The sequence below is a fragment of the uncultured Cardiobacterium sp. genome (assembly GCF_938028185.1).
In the GTDB taxonomy this organism is placed as follows: domain Bacteria; phylum Pseudomonadota; class Gammaproteobacteria; order Cardiobacteriales; family Cardiobacteriaceae; genus Cardiobacterium.
This window is the reverse complement of sequence record NZ_CALJAH010000001.1, coordinates 1-8,766: the sequence shown is the minus strand read 5'-3', so window position 1 is coordinate 8,766 and position 8,766 is coordinate 1. Positions and strand designations below refer to the sequence as shown.

Annotated in this window: 12 protein-coding genes, 1 pseudogene and 1 riboswitch; of the genes and pseudogenes, 1 reads left to right on the top strand and 12 read right to left on the bottom strand. The window is 52.6% G+C overall.

All coding sequences use genetic code 11. The features are described 5' to 3' along the window. The 9 genes and pseudogenes from Q0349_RS14015 to Q0349_RS00025 all read right to left on the bottom strand — a co-directional run. Positions 1–100, bottom strand: a pseudogene (locus Q0349_RS14015) (AbrB family transcriptional regulator); the annotation flags it as partial. Between the two features lie 120 nt (positions 101–220). Next, entirely contained in the window at positions 221–682 is a 462-nt protein-coding gene (locus Q0349_RS00055) for a hypothetical protein (RefSeq protein ID WP_298078658.1), read from the bottom strand. A 250-nt stretch (positions 683–932) separates the two neighbouring features. Beyond that, the gene (locus Q0349_RS00050) at positions 933–1,157 is read right to left on the bottom strand and encodes a hypothetical protein (protein ID WP_281839574.1); all 225 of its coding nucleotides are present in this window, start codon (positions 1,155–1,157) and stop codon (positions 933–935) included. Between the two features lie 231 nt (positions 1,158–1,388). Beyond that, positions 1,389–1,688: a type II toxin-antitoxin system RelE/ParE family toxin gene (locus Q0349_RS14010; RefSeq protein WP_366916244.1), complete on the bottom strand. Its 300-nt coding sequence runs from the start codon at positions 1,686–1,688 to the stop codon at positions 1,389–1,391. Further along, the gene (locus Q0349_RS00045) at positions 1,663–1,863 is read right to left on the bottom strand and encodes a hypothetical protein (RefSeq protein ID WP_298078656.1); all 201 of its coding nucleotides are present in this window, start codon (positions 1,861–1,863) and stop codon (positions 1,663–1,665) included. Before Q0349_RS00045 ends, Q0349_RS14010 begins: the two co-directional genes overlap by 26 nt. Before the next feature lie 52 nt (positions 1,864–1,915). Then, positions 1,916–2,458: a hypothetical protein gene (locus tag Q0349_RS00040; protein WP_298078655.1), complete on the bottom strand. Its 543-nt coding sequence runs from the start codon at positions 2,456–2,458 to the stop codon at positions 1,916–1,918. 187 nt (positions 2,459–2,645) lie between these two features. After that, positions 2,646–2,837, bottom strand: coding sequence for a helix-turn-helix domain-containing protein (locus Q0349_RS00035; RefSeq protein ID WP_298078654.1), 192 nt, complete (start codon positions 2,835–2,837; stop codon positions 2,646–2,648). A 33-nt stretch (positions 2,838–2,870) separates the two neighbouring features. After that, positions 2,871–3,329, bottom strand: a complete 459-nt coding sequence (locus tag Q0349_RS00030; protein WP_298078653.1) for a hypothetical protein — start codon at positions 3,327–3,329, stop codon at positions 2,871–2,873. Position 3,330: 1 nt separating this feature from the next. After that, complete coding sequence (locus tag Q0349_RS00025) at positions 3,331–4,185, bottom strand: ParA family protein (RefSeq protein ID WP_298078652.1); 855 nt, start codon at positions 4,183–4,185, stop codon at positions 3,331–3,333. A 327-nt stretch (positions 4,186–4,512) separates the two neighbouring features. Here Q0349_RS00025 and Q0349_RS00020 point away from each other — a divergent pair, with 327 nt between their 5' ends. Next, positions 4,513–5,838, top strand: coding sequence for a WG repeat-containing protein (locus Q0349_RS00020; protein ID WP_298078651.1), 1,326 nt, complete (start codon positions 4,513–4,515; stop codon positions 5,836–5,838). A 47-nt stretch (positions 5,839–5,885) separates the two neighbouring features. On the opposite strand, the gene Q0349_RS00015 is transcribed toward Q0349_RS00020, so the two are convergent. From Q0349_RS00015 to lpdA, 3 genes are all read right to left on the bottom strand, one after another. Continuing rightward, the gene (locus tag Q0349_RS00015; RefSeq protein ID WP_366916245.1) at positions 5,886–6,569 is read right to left on the bottom strand and encodes a 7-cyano-7-deazaguanine/7-aminomethyl-7-deazaguanine transporter; all 684 of its coding nucleotides are present in this window, start codon (positions 6,567–6,569) and stop codon (positions 5,886–5,888) included. Between the two features lie 10 nt (positions 6,570–6,579). Next, positions 6,580–7,041: a preQ(1) synthase gene (gene queF, locus Q0349_RS00010; RefSeq protein WP_298078649.1), complete on the bottom strand. Its 462-nt coding sequence runs from the start codon at positions 7,039–7,041 to the stop codon at positions 6,580–6,582. Positions 7,042–7,044: 3 nt separating this feature from the next. Then, positions 7,045–7,089: riboswitch (PreQ1 riboswitch) on the bottom strand. Positions 7,090–7,273: 184 nt separating this feature from the next. Continuing rightward, the coding region (gene lpdA / locus Q0349_RS00005; protein ID WP_366916243.1) for a dihydrolipoyl dehydrogenase at positions 7,274–8,766 on the bottom strand (1,493 nt) is incomplete at its 5' end.

The window sequence follows — 8,766 nt, the reverse complement described above, 5'->3', positions numbered from 1 at the left end:
GGCTAATAAAACCCTCATCGGCATCGAGCCGGTACTGGGCAGGCAGCCTGACCGCCTGGCTACGACCATTCGTGAATAACTTAGCGATGGTGGTGCTCATCCCGGACTCCTATTTATATGGTATATACCGAAAGCATATCACATATTGCTGAAACAAGAAAATAACCACTAGGCGAGTTTCGGGAAGCAATAAAAAAGGGCTGTTCCCAGCCCTTGCAGATCAGCAGCAGTACCCCTGCTGCGCCATTTCGACCCATGTGCCATAGGCGGGGTCAAGCTCCTCGATACCGGTGCCTTCTTCCGTTTCAGGGAAGTAGAAAACCGGAATTGAGGCTGTGTTTTCGACTTCGGCGATATCCGCTATCGCATCCGTTGGAACAGCCGGTGCTTCGGTAAAAAGCTGAAGAACGTCGGTCAGTTCCTCCGCATCCAGCACATCGGTAACGCGGGACGCATCCGTCGCCTGTGGTGCCTGCTCCGTGGGTTGGTCGCATGTTGCAGTACATGGTGGCTCGGCCAGCAGCGAAAATACCGTGTCCAGTTCTTCTGCCGTCAGGTGTGTGCAAGCATCAAATCGGGCTGCGGTCGCTTTGGGCGGAGGCGGGTTCCCGGTCAGTTTGCCCGAGGTCCCGTTCCAGCCTTCAATGAAGCCCTCAATGAACAGGGTAATGGTTTTTTTCACGAGTGGTCTCCCAAAATGATGACGGGAAACCACCCTGACGGGATGATTTCCCGTCAGGAAAATGAGGAGACTTCCATGTGAAAGTCTCCCCGGTTGAAGCTCAGGAATATTATTTATCCGTTAAACAGACAAGAATAAATCCCAAATAATTAGAATCAATGATTCTTTTTATCGTCATCTGCCCATTTATCGGCCAAGACAATCATGATGGCAAATCCCAAGGCCAAGAGGGCTATTATATTGAACATGGTTACTCTCCTTTGCCCTTGCGGACAATTTTTATGCTCAGAAACCACAACAGTCCTGCGACTGCCAACATCATGATAGCAACTATTCCAGTACGCTGAATGAAATATTGCACGACGATCAACGTCGCAATATTGTTCAGGGCAGCTGCTGTTTGCTTACGCTGGTCATGATCCAGGTTGTGAAAACGGGTAATAGCCCATTTCCACAGCGTGATGAGTTTTTTCATCGGTGTCTCCAAATGAAACGGGGACACCAACCCTGCGGGGAACGTGTCCCCAGAGGGTTAAAAATCACTGCCGCAGCAGCAAGGGCAGTCGCCACATCACTGGTGTGATGATGCCGGAATTACAGGCGAGTTTCACGCAGTTTCCTGCGCTGTCCGATCTCGGTCCGGCTATTTACTAACGGTGTGTTTTAAGTCCACATGACTGCGTTTAAAGTTCGCCAACCAAAAAAATTAGTCAAATCCCGGAAAATTCCGTCGTCCGTGAATAATGCGCAGAATTCTGACGTTATTAGGATTTCGGTTAATCTTGTATATTATTTTATAAGGATATGGCATTGGACAAATACTAGCATATTTTGCTTTTGTTAGTGTGCGGTATATTTCTGGACATTCTGTAATAGATGAACATATGATATCTATGATTTTATCCCTGTACTCGTCTGCTGCCCTGATATTTTGCGTACTCAAATATGTGATAATCTCACGAAAATCTGAAATTGCCTGTTTAGACCAGATGATTGGCAAGGACATTTATTTGCATCTCCTGAAAGAAGGCTTGCAGTTCTGCTTCGCTGGTATCCGGGCTGGATTCTCCAATGGCGGCCATTCTGGCGGCCCATTCTTCCCAGGATTCCATTTCTTTCAGGCTGGTAAAAACGTCACCATCTTCATTGACGACCAGTTGTTTTTTTGCTTCTGTACTCATTATTGTTCCTATAAATTCATTTTTTTATTGAAATCAACCCATATTGCAGATTTTATTTTGGTCGTGGGGTTTTGTTGTAGTGGATATTAAGCATCGGCCCCAATGCGCCATGTCCGCCACCAAAATCCTGGGAGATTTCTACCGTATAGTCTTTGCAGACCAGTTGGCTTTTCTTGCTGTCCGGTTCGTATCCCGCCTGTTTCAGCGTCTTTTTGTCATAAAGTGGTTTGGTCTTCCAGCCTTTTTCTGGCAGTTTGAAACGTTTGATTGTAAGGGCGCGGATTTTCTCAATCGGTGTTTCCATCAGCTCTTCAGTATAGTGGAGGCTCAGATCGTTGATTTTGCCGCTCTTGTCAAAACCAAAATCACCACTTTCAAACCCGGAAATTTTTGCTGCGAATTTCTCCGGTTCCACTTCTACGGCAACAACAGCGGTTTCTTTGATGACTTCTGCTTCAGGAAAAATTTTCTGTACGCTGGACTTGTCTGCGCCTAAGTGAATTCCGGCAAAATCCAGACTCTCTACCGGCGGGCAATCCGCTGCAAAAGCGACCTGCGCGCCCAACAATGCGGTGAAAAAAGCCATTTTCTTCATGGTGATTACTCCCTGTCTGGTAAGACAATTTATTGAGGGTAACAGCATGGTAGCGTATCTTCCTGTCCGGTGAAAGTACCTCCTGTTACGAGGCGTCTATCCACATTTCTTGTGGGTAACTCCGCCCTTTTTTAGACAGGCTACCGTATTTTCAGTCATTCCCGGATTGCTTACATATTGCGCACCATTATGCCGTGTTATCACCGTTGGCAATGACGCGGTAAATCGTACTGCGCGAGACCTTGTATTGCCTGGCGATATTCGCAATTTTCACCGCCGGGTCCTTCATCAGTACCCGTATTTCATGGCTCTGCTGCTGCGTCAGCTTCTCGCGCCTGCCGCCTTCGTCGAAACACGCGCATATCCTAAGTTCATACAATATTCACTCCTGCTTGGTGTGTCGCAAAACTCGTCAAAAGAGACAAGTTTTGAGACGTTGATTATGACACGGGTTTTGAGACACTTTTTCCTGGTCTGAGATATTTTTTTCGCTTCCCTGCAAACCTGTCTCACAAACATCGGTATAAGGAACATACCGGCATTGCTGGAAGCGTATCGCCTCTGCCTTGTCGTCCTCGCCCGCGGCGAGGTATTCCTGATACAGCTCCTTCAGGATGCTGAGACGGGTATTGCCGCCGTTATACAGACTGAAATGCTCCTGTTCCGGTACCTTGGTGACGGTCAGCATCTGCAGCAGGCCGATGTTACGAATGGATTCCTTGGTGCTCTCGTAATGCTCGCCGCGTGTTTGCCGCGGGTTCATGTGCGAGGTCTCAATGACATTGATGTCCAGGTCGATGATGCGTGCGTATTCTTCCTGCTCCGCTGCATCACCCGCGTCATTTTTTTTGAGATTGATCAGGTCATTCATTTCATACCCCCTGCTTCAGCTCGGGAAACAGTTCTTCGCAGAGTGCCTTAATGACCTCGTTCAGCTGGTCATAGCTGTTCGGATCGCGATATTGGTGCATGAACAGCTTGTTCTTGTGATGCTCATCCTCGAAGAATTTGCGCTTAAAGGGGACGATAGTTTGGAGCAGTTCAATTCCCTGAAATGCGGGGTCCTCGGCAAACAACTGTTGCAGGTTTCTCAGCACCTCTGTCGCGATATTGAGGTTGCGGTCATGTTCATTGATCAGGAATTTGAGCGGGGGCGAGCAGGATTTTTCGATAAAGCGGTAGGCTTTTAGCGCATTGCGGTAAACATCAACGACGCGCAGCACCTCCATGGCGAACTGCACCTTGGTTTTGGTAACAGAGAGAATGAGATCGGGTTCAGCCAGCATGACCGCGTCCTGAATGGAGCTGCCATTGTGATCACGACCATCCGTACCTTCGGTGTCGATGAAAATGTAGTCGTAGCGTTCGCGTAGGGGACGCAGCATCCTGGCGAGCTTGTACACGGCGCCGGCGTTGTCGCGCAGATACTTGGCAACCCGCAGCTTGTTGGGGTCGTCGTTAATGATGATATCGAGATTTTCGTGGTTGGCAGTGTGGTAGATCACCTCATCCAGAGAGGATTGTTCGGTGAACCATTTCCCGAAACCGGCAGCATTCACCGGCTGGTTCTCCGGGTAATCAAACCATCTGCTCAATGACTGTTGCGAATCGGCGTCGATGAAGCAGACTTTTTTGCCTTGAGAGGCGAGATAACCGCCGATATGGATGGCAAGGGCGGTCTTGCCGACGCTGCCCTTGGTAGAGACGAGGGTGATGACTTTTGACATGGCGAACTCCCATTTTTAACTGTTGAAACAAACAGTTCAAAGGGGTACTTTCGCGTCCAAAATCTTCCTGACTAAAATATATACATACACCTTTCCCGCTACCCTGTATGTATATAGCCATCCACCGAAAGTTTCAGACAAGGCGCGCTGCCGAAAACAGTACATCCAGTACGGCGCGGGTTTCCCTAAAAAATGGCTTTGCCATTTTTTTAGGGTGCCCGGTCAGGCGGCGCAACACCGTATAAGGCTTCCGGTGGGTGGTTATAAAGGTGCCTGCCGCGCCGCTTCATGCTACTGTTTGCCATCCATTCACCGCCAGGGAAAGCCATGAAACATACCGCCTTGTCTCTCGTCCTCGCCGCTGCCACCGCCTGCGCCGAGGCGCCGCAATACATCGACATCCCGCCCGGTTGCCCGCAAGCCGTCATTGACGACAGCGCCGAAGCGGCGGGCGATGGCCTGCTGGTGTACAAACGCCTGCCGCTCACGCCGCAGGAAAAAGCGCAACTGCGACAGGCGATGCGCCTGCTTTCATCTGAAGAACGCGTGCATTTCGGCATTCATGACGGCGACGAAGCGGTCTGGCTCAACGCGCGCCGCTTCGTCGTGCGCAGTGCGCACAAACTGGACGCCGGCAAACTGGTGAACGGGCTGCTGCGCCGCCAGCCGCGCTACCTCAATGGCAGCGGCAAGGCGCGCTATGCCATCTACAACGAATGCGGCGACGCCCTACCGCTGCCGTTCTACGACGAAATTACCTTTTTCAACAGCCCCAACAGCACACTGATACCGGTACGGCGCGGCGACCTGTGGGGCTATATCGATAGCGATGGCAACCCCGTCGTGCCACCGCGTTACGACAAGGCGGGCGTGTTTTACGACGGCATGGCGCGGGTAATGAAAGACGGGCTGATTGGCTATGTCGATGCCGAAGGACGCGAAGTGATCACGCCGCAATTCCGCGAGGCGCAGCCGTTTGTGAATGGCTATGCGGAAATCAAACAGCAGAGTACAGTTTGGGAATATCGCTATGCCTATATCAACCGGCATGGGGAAATTATTTCGGGTTTGGGAACACGCCCCTCGTATGACCCTGCCAGATACTCTCAGGACGTCGGATTGGCGGTAGTAAGCCAAAACGGCCAATTCGGCTATATAGATGAAAATGGCAAAAGAAAAATTCCGCTGCAATATGACGAAGCATACGCTTTCATGGGTGGTCAGGCGAGAGTGAAAAAGAACGGAAAATACGGCTTTATCAATAGCCGTGGCGAAGCGATTACCCCTATGGAATATGATTTTGCCGATGACTTTCCGCCTTATAAAACAACACGGTATTACGATGACGGTATGCTGGCGCGCGTCAAAAAAGCGGACAAATACGGATTTATTGACCGTCAGGGAAAATATGCCGTGCCATTGAAATATGATGCGGCAAGCCCGTTTAATGGAGCCTATGCGGTCGTCCGCCGTAATGGCAAAGAAGGATTGATTGGCGCTTGTGGTTCAGTAATATTTTCGCCCCGCTATGATGAAATTGCCTTGCCCGCCATAATGGACAATTATATTCCTTTTCGTCAGGGCGAACTTTGGGGCTATCTCTCATATAGCAAGGAAACGATTTCACCGCGCTACCGCTTTATCTGTTTTTGAACCATGCGTGCAAGAAAAAGCCACCGTTACGGTAGCTTCTTTATGAATTACGAAGCGGTGGGCGTGGGCGAATCATCGCCATCGCCGCGCACGGTGGTGAGGCGGTTGGTCAAATAGCGCAACAGCACACCATAGGCGGGCAGGAAAAAGAGGCCGCTGGCGGTAATCTTCCACGCATAATCCGTCATCGCCAATTGCTGCCAATGTTCTGCCATAAAGGCATCGGGGCTTTTATAAAACGCAATCGAGAAAAAGAGGACGGTGTCGATAATATTGCCGAGAATGGTGGAAGCACTTGGCGCGACCCACCACTGCGCATTTTGCCGCAAATAATTGAAGACGGTAATATCGAGAATCTGTCCGACCAGATAACCGGTGAAACTCGCCAGCGCAATGCGCGCGACGAATACATTAATCGGCCAAACGCCGTCAAAGCCGATGAAATGCCCGTCCTGAAACATCACCGAAATCAGATAAGAAATCAGTAATGCCGGAATCATCACGCAGAAAATAATCTTGCGTGCCAGCGGCGCGCCAAAAATGCGCACCGTCAGGTCCGTCGTCAAGAAAATAAAGGGGAAAGAAAACGCGCCCCAAGTAGTATGCAGCTCGCCAATCTGGAAAGGAATCTGCACCAGAATATTGCTGGCAGCGATAACGATGGTGTGCCAAAAGGCGAGCCAGACGAGCGCCTTGCGCCGTTCGGCGTCGGTAAAATGAAATGCCTGCATGAAATTCCCCTTAATGCTGGTAAAGACGTTCGCTCGCGCGCGTTTCATAGGGAGTGCCGGGGCGGCCATAAACGGCGAGCGGGTGAATGGCGATACCGCCGCGCGGGGTAAATTCGCCGAAGACTTCAATATATTTCGGCTGCATCAGGCGGATTAAATCTTTCATGATGATATTGACGCAATCTTCGTGAAAGTCGCCATGATTGCGGAAGCTGAACAGATAGAGCTTGAGCGATTTGCTTTCGACCAGCCTTTCATCGGGAATGTAGGCAATGCGGATGGTGGCAAAATCCGGCTGTCCGGTAATCGGGCAAATGCTGGTAAATTCGGGGCAAACGAGATTGACAAGGTAATCGTTGCCGGGGTGTTTGTTGGGAAACGCTTCGAGAATGTCGGGCGTATAAGTGTGCGGCACGGCGGCCTGTTGATTGCCCAGCAGGGAAATGCCTGCGGGCTTTTCGTGTTTTGACATAAGTTTTTCCTGGTTTTTTATTGTGGGAGGTCTGCGAACCACAGGGGCGCGGATTCTACCCGTACCCGCTTTTTTGTCAATATTTTTGCGGGGATAGCATCAGGCGTTTTCGCGTTAAACCCGCATTTGAACTCAAAGGCGTATAGGACAAAATGACTGACTTGCCCCGGATAACATTTACGCTTGCGCCAGGCATAAGAAAAGCCCCCTTGCGGGGGCTTGGTGTTGGGGATTAGAACAGTTTTTTCTGCGGCGGCAGGTCGGTGCAACTGCCTTCGGCGACTTCTGCCGCCATGCCGATGGATTCGCCCAGGGTCGGGTGCGGGTGGATGGTGAGCGCGATGTCTTCGACGGTGGCGTCCATTTCGATGGCGAGCGCGATTTCGGAGATCATGTCGCCCGCGTTCGGGCCGACCAGCGCACCGCCGATGACGCGGTGGGTGTTTTTGTCGATGATGAGTTTGGTGAAGCCGTAGTCGCAGCCGTTTGCCAGCGCGCGGCCTGAGGCTGCCCACGGGAAGACGGCTTTGCTGATGCTGAGGTTTTGCGCGGCGGCTTGCAGTTCGGTGACGCCCGCCCAGGCAACTTCCGGCGAGGTGTAGGCGACGCTGGGGATGACGCGCGCGTCGAAGAAGCTGTTGGCGTCTCCTGCGGCCACTTGCGCGGCAACGTGCGCTTCATGCACGCCTTTGTGCGCCAGCATCGGCTGGCCGACGATGTCGCCGACGGCAAAGATGTTGGGCTGGGTGGTGCGCATTTGTTTATCGACTTTGATGAAGCCGCGTTCGTTGACATAGACGTTGGCCGCTTCGAGGTTCAACTGGTGGCCGTTCGGCGCGCGGCCCACGGCGACGAGGACGCGGTCGTAGCGCTGCGGTTCGGTCGGTGCCTGGCTGCCCTGGAAGGTGACGTAGATGCCGTCTTTTTCGGCGCTGGCGGCCACGGTTTTGGTGCCGGTCATGATGTTGTTGAAGCGGTGGTTGTTGCGTTTTTCCCAGACTTTGACGAGGTCTTTGTCCGCACCTGCCATCAGGGTGTCCGCCATTTCAACGATGTCCACTTTGGCGCCGAGGGTGGCGTAAACGGTCGCCATTTCGAGGCCGATGATGCCGCCGCCGATGATGAGCATCCGCTCCGGCACGTCTTTCAGGGCAAGCGCGCCGGTGGAATCCATGATGCGTTCGTCTTCGGGAAGGAAGGGCAGTTTGATGCTGCGCGAACCGGCGGCGATGATGCATTGTTTGAAGGCGATGGTTTGGATTGCGCCGTTGTCGTCGGTGACGGTGACGCTATGGGTGCTGGCGAATTTGGCAACGCCGTGGATGACGTTGACTTTGCGCCCTTTGGCCATGCCGGCGAGACCGCCGGTGAGTTTTTTGACGACGCTTTCTTTGTGCTGGCGCAGGTGGTCAACGCTGATTTTCGGCGCGTCAAACTGGATGCCGGAGCTGGCGATTTCGTGTGCCTGTTCGACGACTTCGCAGACGTGCAGCAGCGCCTTGGACGGAATGCAGCCGACGTTGAGGCAAACGCCGCCCAAGGTGTGGTAGCGCTCGATCAGGGTGACTTTGAGGCCGAGGTCGGCGGCGCGGAAGGCGGCGGAGTAGCCCGCCGGGCCGGCACCGATGACGAGCATATCGACGGCGCCTTCGGGGGCGGGACCGCCAGGGATGGGGGCGGCGGCAACCGGTGCGGGTTGTGCCGCCGGGACGGGTTGGGCGGTAG